Annotated in this window: 13 protein-coding genes and 8 pseudogenes; 10 read left to right on the top strand and 11 right to left on the bottom strand. The window is 61.0% G+C overall.

Features of this window, described 5'->3' with window-relative positions; translation table 11 throughout:
• Positions 1–102: 102 nt before the first annotated feature.
• The 3 genes and pseudogenes from istB to BRAD285_RS36090 all read right to left on the bottom strand — a co-directional run.
• Entirely contained in the window at positions 103–927 is an 825-nt protein-coding gene (istB, locus tag BRAD285_RS05035; protein WP_006611535.1) for an IS21-like element helper ATPase IstB, read from the bottom strand.
• Positions 924–2,426: an IS21 family transposase gene (istA, locus tag BRAD285_RS05030; protein WP_244563594.1), complete on the bottom strand. Its 1,503-nt coding sequence runs from the start codon at positions 2,424–2,426 to the stop codon at positions 924–926. Before istA (BRAD285_RS05030) ends, istB begins: the two co-directional genes overlap by 4 nt.
• Positions 2,427–2,653: 227 nt before the next feature.
• Positions 2,654–3,005: pseudogene (locus BRAD285_RS36090) on the bottom strand (IS5/IS1182 family transposase); the annotation flags it as partial.
• Between the two features lie 253 nt (positions 3,006–3,258).
• Between BRAD285_RS36090 and BRAD285_RS05020 the strand changes: the two are divergent.
• The 7 genes from BRAD285_RS05020 to sctV all read left to right on the top strand — a co-directional run bounded on the left by BRAD285_RS05020 (position 3,259) and on the right by sctV (position 10,193).
• Positions 3,259–4,458: an IS256 family transposase gene (locus tag BRAD285_RS05020; RefSeq protein ID WP_087877580.1), complete on the top strand. Its 1,200-nt coding sequence runs from the start codon at positions 3,259–3,261 to the stop codon at positions 4,456–4,458.
• A 1,082-nt stretch (positions 4,459–5,540) separates the two neighbouring features.
• Positions 5,541–5,849, top strand: coding sequence for a hypothetical protein (locus BRAD285_RS05015; RefSeq protein WP_006615059.1), 309 nt, complete (start codon positions 5,541–5,543; stop codon positions 5,847–5,849).
• A 38-nt stretch (positions 5,850–5,887) separates the two neighbouring features.
• Positions 5,888–6,079: a hypothetical protein gene (locus tag BRAD285_RS05010; RefSeq protein ID WP_006615058.1), complete on the top strand. Its 192-nt coding sequence runs from the start codon at positions 5,888–5,890 to the stop codon at positions 6,077–6,079.
• A 116-nt stretch (positions 6,080–6,195) separates the two neighbouring features.
• Positions 6,196–7,089: a hypothetical protein gene (locus BRAD285_RS05005; protein WP_035648617.1), complete on the top strand. Its 894-nt coding sequence runs from the start codon at positions 6,196–6,198 to the stop codon at positions 7,087–7,089.
• Between the two features lie 33 nt (positions 7,090–7,122).
• Positions 7,123–7,653, top strand: a complete 531-nt coding sequence (locus tag BRAD285_RS05000; protein WP_006615056.1) for a hypothetical protein — start codon at positions 7,123–7,125, stop codon at positions 7,651–7,653.
• A 2-nt stretch (positions 7,654–7,655) separates the two neighbouring features.
• Complete coding sequence (locus BRAD285_RS04995; RefSeq protein ID WP_035648614.1) at positions 7,656–8,078, top strand: M48 family metallopeptidase; 423 nt, start codon at positions 7,656–7,658, stop codon at positions 8,076–8,078.
• Positions 8,079–8,093: 15 nt separating this feature from the next.
• Positions 8,094–10,193 (top strand): type III secretion system export apparatus subunit SctV, encoded by a 2,100-nt coding sequence (gene sctV / locus BRAD285_RS04990; RefSeq protein WP_006615054.1) that lies wholly within the window; start codon positions 8,094–8,096, stop codon positions 10,191–10,193.
• 296 nt (positions 10,194–10,489) lie between these two features.
• Here the strand turns inward: sctV and BRAD285_RS36085 are convergent.
• A pseudogene (locus BRAD285_RS36085) lies at positions 10,490–10,899 on the bottom strand (IS3 family transposase); the annotation flags it as partial.
• 138 nt (positions 10,900–11,037) lie between these two features.
• Between BRAD285_RS36085 and BRAD285_RS04985 the strand changes: the two are divergent.
• A pseudogene (locus BRAD285_RS04985) lies at positions 11,038–12,220 on the top strand (IS3 family transposase); the annotation flags it as partial.
• A 19-nt stretch (positions 12,221–12,239) separates the two neighbouring features.
• Here BRAD285_RS04985 and istA (BRAD285_RS04980) read toward each other — a convergent pair.
• Together istA (BRAD285_RS04980) and BRAD285_RS04975 are read right to left on the bottom strand one after the other, a co-directional pair.
• Positions 12,240–13,569: pseudogene (gene istA, locus BRAD285_RS04980) on the bottom strand (IS21 family transposase); the annotation flags it as partial.
• Positions 13,570–13,837: 268 nt separating this feature from the next.
• Positions 13,838–15,643 (bottom strand): trehalose-6-phosphate synthase, encoded by a 1,806-nt coding sequence (locus tag BRAD285_RS04975; RefSeq protein ID WP_006612587.1) that lies wholly within the window; start codon positions 15,641–15,643, stop codon positions 13,838–13,840.
• A 1,560-nt stretch (positions 15,644–17,203) separates the two neighbouring features.
• Between BRAD285_RS04975 and BRAD285_RS36595 the strand changes: the two are divergent.
• Positions 17,204–17,353: pseudogene (locus tag BRAD285_RS36595) on the top strand (IS701 family transposase); the annotation flags it as partial.
• 26 nt (positions 17,354–17,379) lie between these two features.
• Here BRAD285_RS36595 and BRAD285_RS35160 read toward each other — a convergent pair.
• From BRAD285_RS35160 to BRAD285_RS04950, 5 genes and pseudogenes are all read right to left on the bottom strand, one after another.
• Positions 17,380–17,481: pseudogene (locus BRAD285_RS35160) on the bottom strand (integrase core domain-containing protein); the annotation flags it as partial.
• Between the two features lie 140 nt (positions 17,482–17,621).
• Positions 17,622–19,273, bottom strand: a protein-coding gene (locus BRAD285_RS04965; RefSeq protein WP_157681657.1) for an IS66 family transposase whose coding sequence is annotated in 2 segments (ribosomal slippage) — positions 17,622–19,057 and positions 19,057–19,273 — 1,653 coding nt in all. Because the reading frame shifts where the segments join, the coding sequence is not laid out codon by codon here.
• Between the two features lie 99 nt (positions 19,274–19,372).
• Positions 19,373–19,690 carry an IS66 family insertion sequence element accessory protein TnpB gene (tnpB, locus tag BRAD285_RS04960; RefSeq protein ID WP_087877579.1) on the bottom strand — a complete coding sequence of 106 codons (318 nt, stop codon included), beginning with the start codon at positions 19,688–19,690 and terminating at the stop codon, positions 19,373–19,375.
• Positions 19,687–20,076 carry a transposase gene (locus tag BRAD285_RS04955; RefSeq protein ID WP_157681650.1) on the bottom strand — a complete coding sequence of 130 codons (390 nt, stop codon included), beginning with the start codon at positions 20,074–20,076 and terminating at the stop codon, positions 19,687–19,689. The genes tnpB and BRAD285_RS04955 overlap by 4 nt, the downstream gene beginning before the upstream one ends.
• A gap of 92 nt (positions 20,077–20,168) precedes the next feature.
• Positions 20,169–21,069, bottom strand: a pseudogene (locus BRAD285_RS04950) (IS3 family transposase); the annotation flags it as partial.
• A 51-nt stretch (positions 21,070–21,120) separates the two neighbouring features.
• On the opposite strand from BRAD285_RS04950, the pseudogene BRAD285_RS36080 reads away from it, so the two are divergent.
• A pseudogene (locus BRAD285_RS36080) lies at positions 21,121–21,389 on the top strand (IS701 family transposase); the annotation flags it as partial.
• Positions 21,390–21,644: the final 255 nt, after the last annotated feature.

The raw sequence follows: 21,644 nt of genomic DNA, 5'->3' as shown, positions 1-21,644 counted from the left end.
TCTGGATGAGAAGATTGGAGCCGGGTGGCCGGATCATTGTCGCTGGCTCCCGGCTTGGCAAGGGCTGATTGACGCTGGGCGACAATCAGCATTGCCGCAGCGTCAATCAGCCGTGCTTTCGACCTCCTTCGGTGTGGCGTGAACCGGCGGTCGGCCGGCGCCGCGCTTGCGGCCGAGGGCGGCCTTGCGGCGGTAGCTCTCGACGTTCATCTCGATGATCGTGGCGTGGTGGACGAGACGGTCGACGGCGGCGAGCGTCATGGCCTGATCGGGGAAGATGCGGCCCCACTCGCCGAACGGCTGATTGGCCGTGATGAGCAGCGAGCGCCGCTCGTAGCGGGTGGCTATCAGTTCGAACAGCACGCTGGTCTCGGCCTGATCTTTCGACACGTAGGTGATGTCGTCGAGGATCAGCAGATCGTAGCGGTCGAGCTTGGCGATGGCCGCTTCCAGCGCCAGCTCTCGCCGCGCCGTCTGCAGCCGCTGCACGAGATCGGTCGTGCGCGTGAACAACACGCGCCAGCCGTTCTCGACGAGGGCCAGGCCAATGGCCGCGCTGAGATGGCTCTTGCCGCCGCCGGGCGGACCGAACAGCAGCAGGTTGGCGCCAGACTCGAGCCAGACGTCGCCCGCGGCGAGCGCCATCACCTGCGCCTTGGACAGCGTCGGCACGCTGTCGAAGTCGAAGCTCGCGAGCGTTTTGCCGGCAGGCAGGCGCGCTTCGAGCATGTGCCGTTCGATCCGGCGGCGACCACGATCGGCGACCTCGTGCTCGGCGAGTGCTGCGAGGAAGCGCGCGGCGGGCCAGCCCTCCTTGTCAGATTGCGCGGCGAGCTTTGGCCAGATCGCCTTGACGCTCGGCAGGCGCAGCTCGGTGAGCAGCAACTCGACGCGCGCGGCATCAATGGGTGTCGTCGTGCTGGTCATGCTGCATCTCCCGTGTTCGAGGTCATCGGCGCAAAGCCCAGGGACGCCAGTTCGTCGTAGGCGGCGAGCGGAGCAAGCTCGACGGCGACGTCGGGGACTGATGCCTGTTCGGGGCGGAAGCGGATGCGGAGCGTGGCGAGATCCGGCAGCCGTCCCGCATCGAGATCGGCGGCAATGGCCTCGGCGAGCTCGGCCTCGCAGGCCCGCTCGTGAGCGAGAGCAAGGGGCTCGACCGTGACCTTGCAGGCATGACGCTCGTCATATCTGTCCTGCAGCGTCTCGAACGCGCGTCGGTAGGCTGCCCGCGGGAACAGCTGATCGCGGTAGACGAGATTGGCAAGTGCCATCGGCTTGCGGCGCAGGGCATGGATGACGTGACGATAATCGACGACGTGTCCGCCCCGGCTTTCCGACACAGGCTGGCCTCGCCTGAGCATCGCGACCTGCGTGGTGCCGAGGAAGCATTCGAGGCGATCATCGAAGATGCGCACGCGCAGACGATGGCCGATCAGCTTCGAGGGCATCGTGTAGAAAACGCGGCGCAGGATGAAGCCGCCCGACGACGTCACGCGGATCACCTTCTCCTCGAAGTCGCTGGTGCGACCTCGCGGCAGCGGTGCCAGCATCTCCTTCTCGATCGCGATCCGCTTGACGACATGGGCGTTGCGCCGGCCGACGACCATGTCGACGAAGGCACGGTAGGCGTCGAGATCGGCGAAGTCGCGCGTGCCCCGCAGCAGCAGCGCGTCCTCCAGTGCCTGCTTGAGATGGCCATGCGCGCTCTCGATCGAACCGTTCTCATGCGCGATGCCGGCATTGTTGCGGGTCGCCACCATGCCGTAATGCTGCATCAGTTGCTCGTAGCGTTGCGTGATGTCCTCGCGCGCATCGATGGCGAGGTTGCGGAACGCCGCCGACAGGCTGTCGCTGCGATGTTCTCTGGGGACGCCGCCGAGCGCCCACAGCGCGTTCTGCAGGCCCTCGGCCAATGCGACGAAGCTCTCGCCGCCGAGCACGACATGAGCGTGCGCGAAGCCGGAGAACGCCAACCGGAAGTGATAGAGCCGGTGGTCGAGGGACGCGCCTGCGATGGTGATGCCCAGCACGCCGGCGTCGGTGAAGTCCGACAGGCCGAGCCGCCCGGGCTCATGCTCCTGGCGGAAGATGACGTCCCGCTCGGGGCCATTGAACGCGCGCCAAGCCGTGATGCGCCGCTCCAGCGTGCGCCGGATGTTGGGATTGAGGTCGGGATGGCGCCGGCGCAGTTCCTCCAGCACGCCAACCGCTCGGATCCCGGGCGCGGCCTTCAGGATCGGCTCGATCTCCGCGTCCCAATAGGCCGCCAGGGGATCAGGCCGGCGCCGGCCACGTGGCGCCTGCTTCTGCGAGGGCAGCCGCGGATCGGCCTCGATCCGGTAGGCGCTCGCCGTCGAAAACCCGGCTTTGGCCGCCGCGGCCTCCGCCGATAACGTCAGTCGGTAACTCATGTATAGCCTCATCTGGTGGTCGGTGATGTGGAGGCCAGGCAAGCCGTCGATCCCCTCTTGTCGAGACGAATCAACAGCTTGCGCCAACCCCACCCGGCCGCCAGACGGCCTGATAAGGCGCGCCGCCGGCGGGAGCGGTCCTCCGGTCGGGCTACGCCCTCCCTTAGTCCCGCTCCCGCCGGCGCTCTCTCATCCTGATTGTCGCTGGGTTCTCACCTTGATTGTCGCCGCGCAGGTAGGTAGTGCAGATGTTCGCGGCACAGCCGGTCCAACTGGCGGGCACTGCCCACACCTTCAACCGCCGCCCACAGCCAAAGCGCAACCAACAACTCCGGCGCCGCCGGAAGATGTCCGCAGCGATTTCCGTCGCTTTAACAAGGTCGTACAAAGGCGATAGGTCCAGCGCCTCGACGAACGCCCAGACCGGACGCACCGGATGATCCTCCGCAATCGGCTCATCCAGTGCCGCTATCTGCATGACGATCTGGTACGGTCCGGCACCCGCAGTCGAACCGAAATGCCCCCTCCGGGCTGCGACTTACCCTGCTCAGGCAAGTTCTCGAACAAATGCTCGTCAGCCCTCGCCTGCACCACTGCTACTGATGACAGCGAATCACACCGGGTACCCACCCGGCAACTCCCTCTATTGGAACGATTCAGGCCTTCTCAGGAGCCAGACACCACTCTGGTCGTGTCCCCGGGCGTGGTGTAGCTCGGTAGAGCAAAGCCGTCCGCCCGCGCGCTCCCCCATAGCGCTGTAGTGGGTGGACGGCTTTGCGGTGGTCACCGGCGATTGCCCGGTAGGGTCGGGTTGCTGACACCAACCTGATTCGAGGAACCACCGATGACCGACGAGATGATGAACCTTCGCGCGCTCGTGGAGAAGGCCCCGGACGCGGATCTTCTGCGCGAGATGATCGGCTTTGCAGCCCAGCGGTTGATGGAGATGGAAGTCGCCGGGCTGACCGGAGCGGCCTATGGCGAGAAGAGCTCCGAGCGTCTGGCGCAGCGCAACGGCTACCGTGACCGGATCTGGGAAACGCGTGCCGGCGCGGTCGAGTTGCGCATTCCCAAGCTGCGCAAGGGAAGCTACTTCCCGGGCTTCCTGGAGCCGCGCCGGATGGCCGAGAAGGCGCTGACCGCCGTGATCCAGGAAGCCTACGTGCAGGGCGTCTCGACCCGTTCGGTCGACGACCTCGTGCAGGCGATGGGGATGAGCGGCATCTCCAAGAGCCAGGTGAGCCGGCTCTGTGGCGAGATCGACGACAAGGTAAAGGCCTTTCTCGCCCGTCCGATCGAAGGCGACTGGCCGTATCTGTGGATCGACGCCACCTACGTGAAGGTGCGCCAGAATGGGCGCATCGTCTCGGTCGCGGTGATCGTCGCGATCGGCGTCAACAGCGACGGAAGGCGCGAGGTGCTGGGCATGGACGTCGGCCCGTCCGAGGCCGAGACGTTCTGGACCGCGTTCCTGCGCAAGCTCACACGCCGTGGACTGCGTGGCGTGAAGCTCGTGATCTCGGATGCTCACGAGGGCATCAAGGCCACCGTCGCCAAGGTGCTCAATGCCACCTGGCAGCGTTGTCGCGTTCACTTCATGCGCAACGCTCTCGCTCATGCCGGTAAGAGCGGGCGCCGCGTGGTCTCCGCCTTCATCGCCACGGCCTTTGCCCAGGACGACGCCGAGGCAGCCAAGGCGCAATGGCGCAAGGTCGCCGACCAGATCCGTCCCAACGTGCCCAAGCTCGCCGCCCTCATGGATGAGGCCGAGCCTGACGTGCTCGCCTATATGAGCTTCCCGGCACAGCACCGCGCCAAGCTGCACTCGACCAATCCAATCGAGAGGGTCAATGGCGAGATCAAGCGCCGCACCGAGGTCGTCGGCATCTTCCCAAACGAGGAAGCAATCGTCCGTCTCGTCGGTGCGATCCTGCTCGAGCAGAACGACGAGTGGGCCGTCCAGCGCGCCCGCTACATGACGCTGGAAACCATCGCGCCTTTGAGCGATGATCCCATTGCCGGCCTGCCCGCCGTGGCAGGCTGACGAGCTCGGCCCGCACCGGAATCGCCCGGTGATCCACCATGCCAGCTACACCACTCTATGGGACACGATCGACACTCACTCTTACGGCCACGTCCCGATTCATGCGACCATTCCCGCTTGTCCGCTAATCATTTTCATAGTTACCTCACCCGCTGATCCCACAGATTGGCGACCACGACGCACCGAACGCCTGCTAACCGCAACAAGATCGACCTTTTTACTATTGAGCGGCGCGGGTCTTCGATTGCTGCACAACCGCTCGAACGCACTGCAGAGCCTTCGCCAGAAAAGTTGACTCCTGCACGAAGACGCGCATGCTTCCGGTGAAGACCACAGGCTAGCGACTGCTCTGGACGGTCCCAGCTGTTGATCAGCCAATGGCTGCGGTCTGGGTGGCCCGCCAGATCCAGGAAACCAGATCGGCGACCTTACTGGCCGGATGATCGGGCACCCTGACAAAGACCTCGGCGAGCCAGGCCTTGGTGTTGAAGCGGATCGGAACCGTGATCGCGAGCCCGTCCGAAGTGCCGCGCTCCCGCCGTTACCGTCGAGGGATGCACCGCGCCTCAGATCCGGACTTTGCCCCAATCTGGACTTCGATCAGTCCACGCATGCAGGCTAATGCCACATGCAGATCGGCAGCGATCGTCACCGCGGCGAAGCCGAGCGGCGTCGCCTCCTTCCGCAAGGCCGCTGGCACCAGCCGAACAAGTGGCTGGATGCCCCCCCCGAAAGCGCCACACCCAGGATCGTCGCGCCCGGCTGCAGCACCACAGCGACGACTCGCTCATTGGCCGCCCGCGACCAATGAGACCGCCGCAGCTTTGACGGGATCACTTCCACTTACGTCTGGCCCACAGACCTGGCTACAGTACCGAGTCCTATGGCTTCACCACGCATCAGCTCCCGGCGCAAGGCGCGCCGCAGCCCCGAGCTTACGCGATTTAATGCCACCACAAAGATCAACCACCTCTTCCTAACGTAAGACTTGTCAGCTTTTAGAAAGCTGCCGCCCATACATTAAGTTCACTCAATCTCGGCGAGCAGTCGGATATTGAGCGAAACAAAGACAGGAGAATGCGATGATCGGAGAAATGATCGGAGGCGCCGCCGGCGGATACCTTGGCGGCCCAGCCGGAGCGGCAATTGGTTCGGTACTGGGCGGAACCGTGGACAAGGTATTTGACAAGGCGATCCACGCCCTGGTGCCCGAGCTCGAGGGCGATGGCAGTGCAGCCGGCCATAGCGACCTCGGCGAAAAGATCGAGGCACAACTTAAGCCTGACACCCCCTGCAAAAGCATGGACCTCAACATCGGCCAAAGCACCCTCGGTGGCGCGCCGATGTTCCTTTGTGTTCCCGCGTTCGTTTCGCAGGCGCGCATCTCGTAACTAACCGTACCCAACGTACTGAACAAAGGTGGATAGACATGGCAATCGATAATGTTGGCGGCAATGGCGGCGCCGCGGGCGCCGAGCAGACTGGAGACTCTGGCTTCCAGAGCCAGATGGCTGAATTCGAGCGCGTTAGCCAGAAGGTTCAGTCGCAGGCTGTCTCGATGCGGAGGATTACGACAGAGCTCTCTTCTGAGAAGAAGGTCGCAGACGAGCGCGTCCAGTGATTTTCCACGACGGCTGACTCACCGCGCTATGGCTGTCGCCTCGCTGTGAATGACGAACTGTCGACGAGCCGTGCGGCATTGCCGTACGGCTTATCTCGTTGTTCAGGAGATTTTCCGTGGACGAATCCATTTCATTGGAGTTCGAGGTGCTTTCCGGGCTCTACGCTGGCCTCAGAGGCAAGGCGACGGGCCTCAACAGCATCGTGGGCAGCGGCCTCGATGCCGATATTATATTCGTTGAACAAGAGCTCGCCCCCCATCACTTTCGTATCATTCAGAAAAGCGATTCAATCGAAATCGAGGCACTCTCTGCCCCCGTCAGCGTGGAAGGACGCAGAAGCATTATCGCAGGCGAGCGCTTGAGTGTTCCTCTGCCTTCGGTGGTTCAAGCCGGGGCGATGTCGATGCGCTGGTCAACCGAGGGCAACCAGACGGCTGCTTCCAGCACGCGTTCTCGCGCATCAATTGTGGCGTTCTGCCTGCTGTTGCTCAGCTCAACTATTGGCGGCCTGGTTCAGTTTAACCTGCCCCTCAACGATCAGCCGACAGCGTCAAATGCTGAGGCCTCACATATCGAGACTGCAGCTAAGTCAACCGCCGATCATTTCGATGCAACAGTTATTGCTGACGAGATCGCCGCCTCGCTACGAAAACAAGTCGATTTAGCAGGTCTTACTGGACTACACATTCGGCATGATACCGGTGTAGTAACCGCGGAAGGCACCATCCCCCCGAACCTCGTCGCGAAGTGGAAGGAACTCCAGAAATGGTTCGATCTTCAGACCAACGGCACTCCCGTTCTTGTCAATGCGGTCATAGTGAAAGAGGAAAAAACACCCTCCTCAATTGCCGTTCAGGCCGTTTGGCGCGGCCGCGACCCTTATCTACTTATTGCGGGCCAAAAGTACTTTGTCGGCGCCCTCTTAAGTAATGGATGGACCATTGATAAAATTGACGAGAGTCGCGTTTTACTTAAACGCAACGGCCGATCTGCTACATTACCCTACTAGTATCTCTCCCCCGCAAGGACAAAGGAAAATGCGATGGCTAGGCTGCCCCAGCACCCCGTAGGGCCCGCCACTTCATCGCAGGGATTAGACGCGGACCAGCTCACACCGATCATTGCCTCACCCTCTCCGCAGAGATTGGAGGTCGGAGGCATCCAGGCGAATAGCGGCACGAAGCGCGCGTCCTGGCGGGACAACGCCTCGCATGACTACACAATAGATGAAGCTCCTGAACCTACGATTGAGGTTAGTTACATCGGCGCCATCTCGCGCATTGCTCTGTTTGAAGGCGAGGCCGGAGCAAATGACGTCGATCCACGCACGATTTTGGCTTCGCTGTATGGTCCTAGTCTGGCGCGCGGTCTACTCTCCTTTGTCATTCCACGCCTCCGTCACCCCGACGTCCTGCGCGCCGAGAAGCACGCGGTTCTTCTGGAACGTCTCACTCGTACCCTAGAGGTAACGCCGGACGACGAGACGGCGCGAGAGTGTTTGGATATTCTGCAACACGATCTACAGCGATTTATCATGCTCCGACAGAACCAAAACAACTTGATCAAAGGCTAGCCATGAATAATCGCGATGGATTACATCGGGTCGCCCCTCCTGCTGGCTCAGAGGCCCCCAAGTCCGGCGAGGTTTGGTCGATCTCCGGGCCGGAGCGCGACCTGCTTTGCGCCCTTTCCTATGTCTACCTCGCGTGCGGGCAGAGCGCTCCTAGTCTGGCTCTGTTGCGAATTGCAGCTCGCGAGCACTCCGACGACATCGGTTTGCTGCGAATTCTCGCCTACACACTAATATCAGAGCACCTTGGCGATGAAGCGCTTGATGTACTTGATCGCCTAGAGGCTCTTGATACGCACCCCTCTTCGCGCGTTCCGATGACGCTGCTGCGTAGCCACGCGCTACGGCGAGCTGGGCGCATGTCCGAGGCTCGCGAGGTCTTCCAGACCTACATCTCGCTGCGCGCGAGCACGGTCGTCATCAAGTAAAAACAGGAATTCATTATGGCGAACATCTTGCGTGACTTCATCTCGCGCGCTCCGGCCCATCCAGACTTCATGGTTGCGTTGATGCTGCTTCTGGCGATTGGCATGATGATCATGCCGATCCCGATTATCGTCATCGACATGCTGATCGGCTTTAATCTCGGCTTCGCAATATTGCTGCTGATGGTCGCCCTCTATCTCAGCACACCGCTCGATTTTTCGTCTTTGCCGGGTGTTATCCTGATCTCTACAGTGTTTCGCCTAGCGCTAACGATCGCGACGACGCGGTTGATTCTTGCTGAGGGCGACGCCGGCAGCATCATTCACACTTTTGGCGACTTCGTCATTTCCGGAAACATCGCGGTCGGGATCGTAATCTTTTTGATCGTGACCATGGTCCAGTTCATGGTTCTTGCCAAGGGGGCCGAACGTGTCGCAGAGGTGTCGGCGCGCTTCACGCTTGACGCTCTGCCGGGCAAGCAGATGGCAATAGACGCGGAACTGCGCAACAGCCACATTGATCAACACGAAGCACGTCGTCGGCGTGCCGCGCTGGAGCAAGAGAGTCAACTGCATGGCGCGATGGATGGCGCTATGAAGTTTGTCAAGGGAGATGCAATCGCCGGTCTGATCGTCATCTGCATTAACATGATGGGTGGCATCAGCATCGGACTACTTTCCAAAGGCATGTCGCTAGATGAAGCGATGCATCATTATACGCTATTGACAATCGGTGATGCGCTCATTTCACAGATTCCGGCACTCCTGCTCTCCATTACCGCCGCCACGATTGTCACGCGCGTCAACGGGCCATCGAAGCTTAAGCTCGGCGCAGATATCGTTCACCAACTTACCGCAAGTACGCAGGCGCTCAGGCTAGCTGCCTGCGTTTTGGTGTTCATGGGTCTTATTCCCGGGTTTCCACTAGCACCGTTTGTCGTCCTGGCTGGGCTGTTCGCCTCGGCAAGCTACGTCAAGATCGGCGACAAGGGAGACAAGGCTGAGGCCAAATCACTAACCCGGACCGCCGATTCAGCGCCCGCTCCCTCAGCAAATCAGAAGCAGACCGTACATGCGGAAGCGCTCCCCATAGCTTTGTTTCTTGCACCGAACCTGACGGAATCAATCGACCGAGGCGAGCTGGAAGAGAGCATTGCACGAATTTCAACGCTGGTGTCTGCGGATCTTGGCATCACAATTCCGCGCATTCCGGCCCAGACCGGTGAGAGTTTGTCCGCGTCGCAATTCAGGTTGGATGTCGACAGTGTGCCAGTTGAGCGCGATGTGATCAATCCAGGACACCTAGCGCTTAACGATGATGTGGCGAACATCGAATTGAGCGGAATCCCCTTTCGGCAAGACTCGGAGACTAATCGCGTTTGGATCGAAGAAAAGCATGCTACGGCTCTCAAGACCGCAGGAATCGGCTTTCTCCGACCTAGCGAAGTTCTTGCCTTGCGTCTCCATTCTACATTGACTCGCTATGCACAGCGCTTCGTCGGCATCCAGGAAACCCGGCAATTGCTCGCACGAATGGAGCAGGAATATCCCGATCTGGTGAAGGAGGTGCTCCGTACGGCTACCGTCCCTCGGATAGCGGAGGTTCTGCGGCGCTTGCTCGACGAGGGCATTCCAATCCGGAATACTCGCTTGCTTCTGGAGGCACTAGCAGAATGGAGCGAGCGAGAGCAAAATGCTGTACTGCTCACCGAATATGTTCGTGCAACTCTAAAGCGGCAAATCTGCTTTAGGTATGCTAACGCGCATCGAGTTGTGGTTGCGTTTATCATTGAGCGCGAGAGCGAGGAAATCATCCGCGGAGCAGTGAGAGAAACAGCCGTCGGCCCTTACCTTGTCTTAGATGATTGGCAGAGTGAAAAGCTGCTCGCACAATTTCGTCAGATACATACGACCATCGCGCAAAGTAAGAGCCAGCCCGTCGTTCTCGGTTCCATGGACATCCGGCGCTTCGTACGCGGCTTTCTCACGCGAAACGGGCTCGACCTGCCTGTCCTGTCTTACCAAGACCTAGCCGCGGACTTCACAGTCCAACCGATCGGATCTGTTAAGCTTCCCAAGGCACGTTCTTCGAGCGGACTCATAACGGCTGCAAGCTAAGAACCCGTGGTCATTTCTGGTGACGCCTAAAAACTCGACGGAAGACAAGTACTGGCAAGACTCTTGCTGTACCGACATAAGACTGTGGGAGCTCTCCATGGGATGCTGGCTATTGTGCGCTGCTCGCAGGCTACGCGCTCTCTGGTGAATACAGCCTTTCGCCTAATTCCAGGTCGACTTTACTCCTCAAGCGCTGCGTCGCATATCGGCGCGCCGCGAATAATGAACTGCCCCGGGTTTGCCGGAGGCAAAATGGTTTGAGTTATACGGCTATAACCGAGTGGTCCGGCACGGCCGTAGTAGCGTTGATCGGCTTTCGCCGGCGGCACTATTCCGATAGATTCCAGGAGTCTGAGTTTGACCAAACCAGTCCTTCCATTCCAAGGAAGCGAGCTCGGCGGCTTCGAAGCTGCGCCGTGGTTCACGGCCGATGGATTAACTCGGCCTCGTCAAGACAGTTAATGGTTTTGGCGAGAGCATAGTCGTAAGACTCTCTGACACTGCCGACAGACGGCTCGACGCGAGCATCAGCCACGCGGTTGGTGTACTCAATGAATACGCATTGACTGCCTCTTCGCTGTAGTGCACGAGTCCGCCGCGATGGACCGGCTGTCGATCAATGCAGTGCCTGCTCCAGCGCATCCAGCACGAAGCCCGCCTACGCCGTGGAGGACGCGCCCGCTATCCTGCTGACATGGGCGTCAACCGCAAGTTCAAGGGCACGACCGAACATGCTTTGGCACTCCGACTGCACCTATATCACGATATGGACTATCGCTATGACCTTGCCCCTCGGGCATAATCCAGTTTGAAGTTCGTTCTGGCCCCTAGAGAGGACCAGAGCATGGAGCGCAGCCGCTTTACGGCAGAGCAGATCATCGGGATTTTGAAGGAGCACGAGGCTGGCGTTGCGGTCGCCGATCTGTGCCGCAAGCATGGCGTGAGCGACGCCAGCATTTACAAGTGGAAGGCCAAATTCGGCGGAATGGACGTCTCGGAGGCCAAGCGGCTGAAGACGCTGGAGGACGAGAACACGCGGCTCAAGCGGCTGCTGGCGGACGCCATCCTGGACAATGCCGCCCTGAAGGATCTCCTGGGAAAGAAGTGGTGACGCCCGCGGCGAAGCGGAAGGCTGTCGCACATCTCGTGGGCGTTCACGGGATGAGCGAACGGCGGGCGTGTAAAGCCATCGGCTGTTGCCGCATGACGGTCAGATACCAGACGAGCCGGGCCGATGATGCCGGGCTGCGGCAGCGCATGAGGGCGATAGCACATGAGCGCCGCCGCTTCGGCTATCGAAGCCTGCACGTCCTGCTCAGGCGACAGGGCTACCTGGTCAATCACAAGAAGCTGTTCCGGCTGTACCGGGAGGAACGGCTCACGGTGCGCCGCAGAGGTGGCCGCAAGCGGGCCCTCGGCACACGTGCGCCGATGACGGTGCCGCTGCTCCCGAATGATCGCTGGTCGCTCGACTTTGTGTCGGATCAGATGACCGACGGCCGGCGCTTTCGCATCCTGACCGTGGTCGACGACTGCGCCCGCGGGTGCCTGGCGCTGGTGGCCGACACCTCACTCTCGGGCGCCCGGGTCGCTCGGGAGCTAGACCGGCTGGTCGCCGAGCGCGGCAAGCCCAGGATGGTGGTGAGCGACAACGGCAGCCAGCTCACCAGCAATGCCATCCTGACATGGGCCGATCAGAGCCGTGTCGCCTGGCACTACATCGCACGGGGCAACCCCATGCAGAACGCCTTCATCGAGAGCTTCAACGCCCCCCTGCGGGATGAACTGCTGAATGAGACGCTGTTCACCTCGCTCGCCCAGGCCTGCGTCGCTCTCCGATGCTGGCGGGCCGACTATAATGACGCTCGGCCGCACTCCCAGCTCGGATGGAAGACACCATCCGAGTTTGCCGCAACCTGCCATCCGCGTCGGGATCTGGCGCTGCGCTGTGAAGGCTCCGCGCCAGCTCCCGCCGCTACCACCGCCCGTATTGGCATATACAACCGCCGAACGAACTCAGACCTGGATAAAGCTTGGGGGCAAGGTCACCGCCTGTACACAGGCGATCGCCGAGGGCGTCCACTCCGCCGCGGTGAGGATATCGACCATCTGCCGGCCGCCATCGTCGACACCGGCGAGCCTGCGTCGCACGCGCTCCATCGCGGCCGGCAGCCCCCAGTCCTAAAGGGCGCGCCGGTGCCCCGGGCCGCGGGCTTGCGGACGCGCACCGGCACGTAGTGCCAGGGGTCGTAGAGTGTCTCGCCTCGGCCGAACGCGCGCTTTGTGCTCAGCGACGATCCTACCGTCCTGGCGGATGATGATGCGGTCCGCATAGGCATGGGCCTCGACCGGGCGGCCAGCGGCGTTCGCCGCCACCGAGTACTTGTTGTTGTAGAAGCGGACCAGACATGTCTTCGAGACCGAGGCCGGCACCGCATGGAAGCCGTCGAGCCGCCGGCATAGGGGACGAGCTTGGGGCGTTCGGCCTCGAACACCTCCAGATCGTCTGCTCCGCCAGTTCGAGATGGCGATGCGCCTTGGCGTAGGCGATGCACTTGTCGAGCAGCCAGGCGTTCAACTCCTCGTAACTCCTGAACCGCAGCCGATGCGTGGAGAAGCGCTCGCGGACTAGGCCGACCTGGTTCTCGACCTGGCCTTCCTCCCAGCCCGAGGCGGGCGTACAGGCGACCGGCTCGACCAGATGATGGCTGTAATTCTGCAGGAAGCGGCGATTGTATTGTCGGTCCTTGCCGACGAAGATCGTCTCGACCGCGGTCTTCATGTTGTTGTAGATGCCGCAACGGCAGGCGCCCTTAAACAAGGCGAACGCCCGGTCGTAAGCGTCGAACACCATCTCCTGCGACTCGCGCGGATAGGCGCGGACGAACAGCATCCGGCTGTGACAGAGCCGACCCTGGGCGACCTTCGCGGTCACCGTCACCCCGTTCAACAAAACGATCTCGTCGCTACAGTCGAACTGGTAGGCGTCACCCGGCGCAAAGCTCAACGGCACATAGGCCGCCGCCGTGGCCTCGCCGTGTTCCCTGCCCCAACGCCTGGCGTAGCGCCGCACCGCATCATGGCTGCCGTCATAGCCTTGGCTGCGCAGCTCCTCAAAGATCCGGATCAACGCCAGCCGTTCGCGTGACGCCTTCTGCGCGTTGGCCGACAACAATCGCTCAAGCTCGTTTGTCCATTGCCCAAGCTTCCGCCGGGGCTGCACCACCCGCTCGTACTCGAATGATGTCTCGTCCGACCGCAGCACCTTGCGGACGGTCTTCCGCGAGACCTTGAGGTCTCGCGCAATCTCCTTGATCGTCTTGCCCTTGACGATGCGCTCGCGCCTGATCCGCGCAACCGTCTCTGCAACCAGCATCCCCCTGACCACCCGCTCAACCCGAAGTCGGAGGCCTGCTACGGCCAACAATCGGGGGGCATCTTTGGACGCCGGTCCCCCAGCTTAGGGGGAACAATTCGCAAGCCGGATAACACTTCGGACAGAATAGAGCTGTGACGCTTACGATTAAGCTCGAAGATTGCCGGAGGACCGACATCGGCATCTCAAGATCGAGCACCGCATGGGGCACGACTTTCTCTGGCTTCGATAGGAAGAAGCTGCCAACGCTCGCTCTGGCCTCCATCGGCTACAACTTCCCTGGCAGGTCCCACAGTCGGTCCTGTGTATGTTCCAGTGTCGCCCTAAACGCCTCACGAGTCTCTTCCACCTCTTTATGGGCCCTTTCCTTTTTGTCGACATCCGCGGAGTCGATCGTGTTATAGGCTTTCAGTGCCTCAACATGCCTTTCGAACTGCGGCAGTTGAAACTCGTTAGTCCAGCCGAGACCGACACGGTGGAATTGATCGGCCGGAACGGTGATCCGGCTTTTGTTGATCTCTCGAACGTTGTCCGCCGCCCAATCGTGGATTGTAAAAGATTCGATTTTGTTCATCATCGGCCGCCAACGCGCGACACGTTCATCAAGCGGCATGTTGGCTGCCTTCGAAATAGCGGCTGCAATCTCTTCAGGGTAATTCGGATCCACCAACAGCGCCTCATTCTCGCTGAAATCTTCAGCCGCACCGGCAAACTTGGATAGAATCAGCACGCCGGGATCCTGCGGATCTTGTGCAGCAACATATTCTTTAGCTACTAGGTTCATACCGTCGCGCAACGGCGTCACCACTCCTATCTTGGCCGCGCGGTAAAGACGCGCGAGTGCAGCCTGGCTGAACGAGTCATTCGTGTAGTGGATCGGCCTCCACTCGTTCGTGCCATGCTCGTTGTTGACGTGATTGATCGCGTTCTCCACGGAATCTTTGTATTTCTGGTATTCTTCGACGTCGGCGCGAGAGGAAGGCGCGATTTGCAACAATGAGATACTGTGCGGCTCCGCCTTGAGATGCTGATTGAGCGCTTCGACCCGTTTGTCGATACCCTTCGTGTAATCGAGCCGGTCTACGCCGATCGCGAATTTGGTACCCTCGAATTTTTGAAGGAGTGATGACACTTTTTCTTGCTCCGCCGGAGAAAGATCTGCTGCAAGATACTCCGCGAACTGCTTGGGATCGATACCGATTGGAAATTTTTGAAGCCGCGTCTGGCCGCGCTCTGTGGTCACGACACCGTCCTTGCTCTCGAGCCCAAAAACCGCCCGCAAGCCGGCTACGAAATTTTCCAGATCTCGGTTCGTCTGAAAGCCGAGCAAATCGTATTTTAGCATTGAATTCATTAATTCGCGATGATGGGGTACGCGCTCGATCATTTCGGGTGCAGGCCACGGCGTGTGGAGAAAAAATCCGGTTGGCCGCTCTATGCCAAAGTCATGCAATGCGGCTCCAAGCGGGAGCAAATGATAATCATGCACCCAGAAAGCGTCACGATCGCGGACCCCCAAGGCCGCGCGTGCAATAAAGTCATTGATGTTTCGATAGCCTTCATAATCCTCGTCCGAGCCCGACATCTGGCCAGACAGGGAGTGCAATGCCGGCCACAGCGTCGAATTGGAAAAGCCGCGATAATAGCCAGGATAATCCTTAGCTGGCAGATCGAGCCTGGCCACCTCGCCTGCACCGGTCTGCACCAGTGGCAGTGGACGCTCGCTCCCGTCGCCGCGGTGTTCAGAGGATCCAATCCAAATGGCGCCGGAACGTTGGACAACCGGCTCGAGCGCCGCGGCAAGCCCGCCCGTCTGAGGTTTGCTGGGGTCAAACGGCGCAACGCGGTTCGAAATGACGACAAGCCTCAAATCAGGCTGCTGGTTGACTGCATCGCCGCGATCTACGTCCGCCAAGAAAATAGGATCGGAATTACCCGCATCGTCTTGATCGTTCTGCCCCTGCGGTCTCTCGTCGAGATGCCGGTCAAAGGCAGCTTCATCTTGCGGAGCTGAAGCTGATGTACTGCCGTAAGCCAACGCTGCTGTGTCGAGCGTGTCGTGAATTCGAGCCATCTCAAAACTCCGTTTGACGATGTTTGCGTTCGATTAAGTCGCGGACTAGCATCGAGAGATATCCTACAGTACTAGGATGGCAAACCTATCTTACGGGATACTGACGAGTGGCCAAGGCATGAGATCGTTGATCCTGGCTCGGGGCTGGCCCTCGATGATCGGCTCAGGCGGTTGAGCGGTGTAGGTCACCGTGCTAACATTGTTTAGCTTGGAGGTCGCTACCATCGACGCCAGCATGAAGCACGGCTTGCCACTCACCTGGCTAAGCTACGCCAGTAGGCGTGCGTCGAGGACATTGACGACGGCATCCCGCGCGGCCTCGACTGCCTACTGGTTACCAAGCTTGTCGGGAGGCTCGATAGACGACCAGGCCAACCTGCTGATCTGGGGCCCGCTCGGCGTCGGCAAGAGCTGGCTGGCTGGCTGGCTGGCTGGCTGGCCTCGACGCTCGGCCACAAGTCCGCCGTGACAATCGATCAGTGCTCTTATCAACATGTTCCGCCGCTGTTCGATGACCTAGCTCTCGCGCACGGCGACGGCCGCCATACGTTATTCCGCGGCACCCCGCCGTGTCGATCTGCTGATCCTCCATGATTGGGGGCTGGAACCGCCCGATGCCGGCGCCCGTCAGCTCTCCTGCAACTTTTCCGAAGATCCCTGCAGTCACCTTCCCATCATCGTCCCCAACAGTTCCTGGACCAGAGGCATGTGCCCAATAGATATCCAAACGATGCTGACGCCACGCTCGATCGCCTCGCCCACAACGCTCATCGGCTCGATCTCACCGGCGAGCCGCTGCGCCAAACTCGGCAATCCGCCCGAAAGACCTGAGCCCGTGACGCTGCGGACATGCCGCCTCGCCGTTTCGTTCGCACGAGCGATGGTTGACAGAACGGGGGACGGGTGATCATGGGCCCGAATTCGCGATGACGGTGACGCGCCTTGCCACGGTGTCCTCTCAGCGACCGCAATTGCGCCGATGGTACATAGCCGCGTAACTGTCGCATCGTTCGCCGTCCTATTTCCAACGTCGCACCCGGTTGCTCATTGCCGCCCGAATGCATGTTTTCCGGGGTGGCATTTCGTCGGGGCTGGTTTTGCGGGCATCGTTTGCGGTATCGGTATTGAAGGTCTGGTGACCGACCGTCCAGCCGTTCGCGCGGCTGGCGAACGGACCACGTCGTGTCCGACACTTGGCGTGCTTGTGTTATTGAGCGGCAACGATGGAGGTTCGGGCGTGTTTGAACCATGGGCTTTCCACTTTGCTCTGCGCTGTCAGGGTTGCCGCGGGGACGCCTCAATGACTTAGAGAATTTTGTCCGTCTAATTCTAAAATTGATTGGAGTTTACACACGGCTTGAAGCGGTCCATACTTCGGTTCCACAGTCTTTATATCTATCCGGACCGTTCGGTCATGTCAGACCTGCAAGTGGTCGCTACGCTGTTTAGTACTACTGACTTAAAAATCGACGATATACCCCAAGTAAGACTCGAGTATTTGTAGAGATTCAGACTTTCACGCGCGGGAGGGTCGAATGGATCTCAAGCTTGAGGAAGACAGTGCGCGTCGATCTTCAGCCTAGGTCGAGGGTCTCGCGAGCGAGATCGGGCAGCGCGGGCAGAGTAAAACCGCTTCACGATCATTGTACAGGCCTGATTCTTCCCGGGCAGTGTAAGAGCATAGAGCCAATGGCGGCCAGGACGGCGCCGGCGCGCGCGGCGACCAAGAATCATCGGAGAGCGACACGGGCCTGGGCGAGCGAGGTGAACAGCGTCTCATTCAGCAGCTCATCCCGCAGGCGGCCGTTGAAGCTCTCGATGAAGGCGTTCTGCAGTAAGCATCCGCCATAGACCCAGATGACGCCATCCTCGATGTCCAATTCGCTGGCGACGTCGTGCAACCATTCCTCATCTTCGCCGAGGTCCTTGGCAACCTTGGCGATGGTGGTGACGTGGTGAACTTTGTTGACGTGCGTGGTCATGCTGCTCGGGTGGAGAGCGCTGCGGCCTGAGGCGTCCAGTTCCAGGGCAGCAGTTCGTCGAGCCGTTGGGACGGGTGAGCGGCAATCCGGTCAATGACATCGGTCAGCCAGGCTTGCGGATCGATCCCGTTCATTTTGGCGGTGACGATCAGGCTGTACATCGCAGCTGCGCGCCGGCCGCCGCGATCGGACCCGCAGAAGAGCCAGGATTTTCGACCAAGGGCGATGCCTCGCAGACCGCGCTCGGCGGCATTGTTGGAGAGGCACACACGACCGTCATCGAGGAACAGCGTGAAGCTCGGCCATCGCTTCAGCACGTAGTTGAATGCCTTGGCAAGGTCGTGCCCCCGGGCGAGCTTGGCGAGTTGCTCTTGCATGTAGAGCCGCAGGTCTTCGGTCAAAGGCCGACTGAGCGTCTGCCGTGCTTCGAGACGCTCCTGCGCGCTTTTGCCATTGATGGAACGCTCGATCTCGAACAACGCATCGATCCGGCGCACGACCTCGATTGCGATCGGAGAAAGCGGGATCTCCTTCTTGCCCGCAGCCTTGCGGCGCGCATTCTCCTCCAGATCGGCCATGGCAAAGAACGGGCGCGGCGCATGCGCCCAGCACGACGCCTCGTGGATCGGTCCAGGGCCGCGTCCAGCCAGATAGAGCTGGTTATAGCCGTCATAGGCGTCGGCCTGCAGGATGCCGGTATACCGCGCCAGATGCGCCTGCGGATGCTCGCCCTTGCGATCACGCGAGTAGTAGAACATCGCTGCCGGCGGGTCCGCACCACCGAACGGCCGGTCGTCCCGGACATAGATCCAGCACCGCCCCGTGTCAGTCTTTCCCTTGGCCAGCACCGGCACGGTCGTATCGTCGGCATGAAGGCGCTCGGCCGTCATGACATGCGCTTCAACCAGGCGCAGCAGCGGGTCCAGCGACGCACAGACCGACCCCACGGCATCCGCCATGGTCGAGAGCGCTATCGGCACGCCCTCCAGCGCGTAGCGCTCGGCCTGGCGGTTCAAGGGCTGATGCTGACCGAACTTCTCGAACATGATCATCGCCAGCAGGCTCGGCCCGGCCCATCCCCGCGCCACGGCATGGAACGGCGCCGGCGCCTGGCTGATCTTCTCGCAGTCCCGGCAGGAGAACTTCTCCCGCACCGTCTCGATCACCTTCCATTGGCGCGGCACCACCTCCAGCGTCCGCGTCACGTCCTCGCCGAGCTTGCGCAGCCGCTGGCTGCCGCAGCATTCGCAAGCCGCCGGCGGCTCGATCACCACCCGCTCGCGGGGCAGATGTTCGGGGAAGGTTTGTCGCTCGGTGCGCTTGCGCGTGAAGGCGCGGACCGTGCTGGTCTTCACCGCGGCGCGTTCCGCCGCAAGCTCGTCCTCGGTGGCGCCAGCTTCCTGCTCTTCGAACGTCAGCGCCAGTTGTTGAGCAGGCGTGATGAACGCTCCGACCGCTGCCCGTAGATCTGATGCCTCAGCTTGGCGATCTGCAGCTTCTGGGACGCGATCAGGGCTTCGTCTTCCGATGCCTTGGCTCGGGCAGCCGCAAGCTCGGCAGCGACCTCCAATCCCTTCGCGCGCTCGGCCCCCAGCGCCTGTTTCAGGGCGACGACGTCATCCGGTCCAGCATCGCAATCAGCTTTCATGCGACGTAGTGAATCACAGATCAGGCCGGTTGGAACTCCCTAAATACCGGAATCCGCAACTATCTCTGCTCAGCCTGCGCTTTGTGGCCGCCATGTCAGCTACGGATTCCTCCAATCGATCGCCTCAAGCATGTAGGCCATCTGCGCGGCCGAGATCGACACCGCGCCATTGGACACCGAAGGCCAGATGAACTTTCCTCGGTCGAGGCGCTTGGCGTAGAGCGACAAGCCGATTCCGTCATGCCACAGGATCTTGACCAGATCCCCGCGACGGCCGCGGAAGATGTAGAGATCGCCGGCGTGGGGATCTCGCTTCAAAATCTCCTGGACCATCAGGGCCAGGCTCTGCATACCACGGCGCATGTCCGTGTGGCCGGTCGCAATCCAGACCTTGACGTCGCTCGGGATCGGAATCATCGCCGCCTCAAAAGGTCGAGAATGCGCCGAAGTGCCTCGGTGTCCACGTCGCGGTCGACGCGCACGCAGCAGTCGTCCAGTTCGATCTCGATCGTTCCGGCCCGCATGCTCGGTGCGGCACGCGATGGCGACGGTGGTGATGGCACCCTCGTCAAGTCGTCAGCCTGCGACGACACGATGGCGACAGGAACGATAGCCGGCACAGCCTCGGCACCCAGCCGGCCCTGCCGCGCCTGCCGGCGCCAGGTGAACAGCAGGCTCTGAGCCACCCCATGCCGCCGGGCAACTCCGCAGACGGTCTGCCCGGACTGCATCGTCTCCTCGATCAGACGAACCTTATCCTCATAACTCCATCGACGCCGCCGTTCGGCGCCCAAAACTTCCATCTGCATCGCCGCATGACCTCAAGGCTGGACTTAAGGCCATATCCTTAGGCGGCCGGTGACGCCGAACAAGGCGGCCTACGCCGGAGCGATACGTTCTGCATGGGTTTGCCCGGCGCGATGTAGTGCCAGGCGACACGGCTCTGATCAGCCCATGTCAGGATGGCATTGCTGGTGAGCTGGCTGCCGTTGTCGCTCACCACCATCCTGGGCTTGCCGCGCTCGGCGACCAGCCGGTCTAGCTCCGAGCGACCCGGGCGCCCGAGAGTGAGGTGTCGGCCACCAGCGCCAGGCACCCGCGGGCGCAGTCGTCGACCACGGTCAGGATGCGAAAGCGCCGGCCGTCGGTCATCTGATCCGACACAAAGTCGAGCGATCAGCGATCATTCGGGAGCAGCGGCACCGTCATCGGCGCACGTGTGCCGAGGGCCCGCTTGCGGCCACCTCTGCGGCGCACCGTGAGCCGTTCCTCCCGGTACAGCCGGAACAGCTTCTTGTGATTGACCAGGCAGCCCTCTCGCCTGAGCAGGACGTGCAGGCGACGATAGCCGAAGCGGCGGCGCTCATGGGCTATCGCCCTCATGCGCTGCCGCAGCCCGGCATCATCGGCCCGGCTCGTCTGGTATCTGACCGTCATGCGGCAACAGCCGATGGCTTTACACGCCCGCCGTTCGCTCGTCCCGTGAACGCCCACGAGATGTGCGACAGCCTGCCGCTTCGCCGCGGGCGTCACCACTTCTTTCCCAGGAGATCCTTCAGGGCGGCATTGTCCAGCATGGTGTCCGCCAGCAGCCGCTTCAGCCGCGTGTTCTCGTCCTCCAGCGTCTTCAGCCGCTTGGCCTCCGAGACGTCCATTCCGCCGAACTTGGTCTTCCGCTTGTAAATGCTGGCGTCGCTCACGCCATGCTTGCGGCACAGATCGGCGACCGCAACGCCAGCCTCGTGCTCCTTCAAAATCCCGGTGATCTGCTCTTCCGCAAAGCGGCTGCGCTTCATGCTCTGATCCTCTCTAGGGGCCAGAACGAACTTCAAACTGGATTAAGCCCTAGGGCAAGGTCAGAGAGGCTGCCGATCCAATGGCCCAAAGAGGAAAAAGAGCTGACCAGATACTAGCTCTCGATGCTGCCTGCGACAACCCCATTCCGGAAGCTTGTCGACTTCACCAAGCTGCGCCGGACGGTCGAGCGCGACTATGAAGAGCTGAAGCAGCAGATCGGGCTCAGCCACTATGAGGAAGGGGCTGCCGCGGCTTCCATCACCACGCCACGCTGTGCATCGCAACTTACGGCTTCCTCATCGCCGAGCAGGCGGCAATGTTATTCCGGATCGATTGACTTCGGTCAAGCTTCCTAACGAATCATCGAAGAGACTAGCGAACAGAACTGGGTGCGGTTGCGGAAGTGGAAGAGCCGCCGGATGCTGCAGATCTCGTTTTTCTCGGCGACATAGACTCGCGCCTGGCAAGCCAAAACCCCGTTCAATCGTCGCCACAGGCCGTCTTCATCTCGAGCAATGGCCCTTGGCCGACCGGCTAGTGATCTCTCGAATCAGGTCGGTGTCATCAACCCGAC

The organism is Bradyrhizobium sp. ORS 285, assembly GCF_900176205.1.
GTDB lineage: Bacteria > Pseudomonadota > Alphaproteobacteria > Rhizobiales > Xanthobacteraceae > Bradyrhizobium.
Note: the sequence above shows the minus strand (reverse complement) of the source record. Positions and strands in the feature narration are given on the sequence as shown.

Excerpts from the sequence above, each read along its gene's own strand:
- istB (WP_006611535.1), bottom strand. The coding sequence starts at position 927 with ATGACCAGCACGACGACACCCATTGATGCCGCGCGCGTCGAGTTGCTG.
- istA (WP_244563594.1), bottom strand. The coding sequence starts at position 2,426 with ATGAGGCTATACATGAGTTACCGACTGACGTTATCGGCGGAGGCCGCG.
- BRAD285_RS05020 (WP_087877580.1), top strand. The coding sequence starts at position 3,259 with ATGACCGACGAGATGATGAACCTTCGCGCGCTCGTGGAGAAGGCCCCG.
- BRAD285_RS05015 (WP_006615059.1), top strand. The coding sequence starts at position 5,541 with ATGATCGGAGAAATGATCGGAGGCGCCGCCGGCGGATACCTTGGCGGC.
- BRAD285_RS05010 (WP_006615058.1), top strand. The coding sequence starts at position 5,888 with ATGGCAATCGATAATGTTGGCGGCAATGGCGGCGCCGCGGGCGCCGAG.
- BRAD285_RS05000 (WP_006615056.1), top strand. The coding sequence starts at position 7,123 with ATGGCTAGGCTGCCCCAGCACCCCGTAGGGCCCGCCACTTCATCGCAG.
- BRAD285_RS04995 (WP_035648614.1), top strand. The coding sequence starts at position 7,656 with ATGAATAATCGCGATGGATTACATCGGGTCGCCCCTCCTGCTGGCTCA.
- sctV (WP_006615054.1), top strand. The coding sequence starts at position 8,094 with ATGGCGAACATCTTGCGTGACTTCATCTCGCGCGCTCCGGCCCATCCA.
- BRAD285_RS04975 (WP_006612587.1), bottom strand. The coding sequence starts at position 15,643 with ATGGCTCGAATTCACGACACGCTCGACACAGCAGCGTTGGCTTACGGC.
- tnpB (WP_087877579.1), bottom strand. The coding sequence starts at position 19,690 with ATGATTCCGATCCCGAGCGACGTCAAGGTCTGGATTGCGACCGGCCAC.
- BRAD285_RS04955 (WP_157681650.1), bottom strand. The coding sequence starts at position 20,076 with ATGGAAGTTTTGGGCGCCGAACGGCGGCGTCGATGGAGTTATGAGGAT.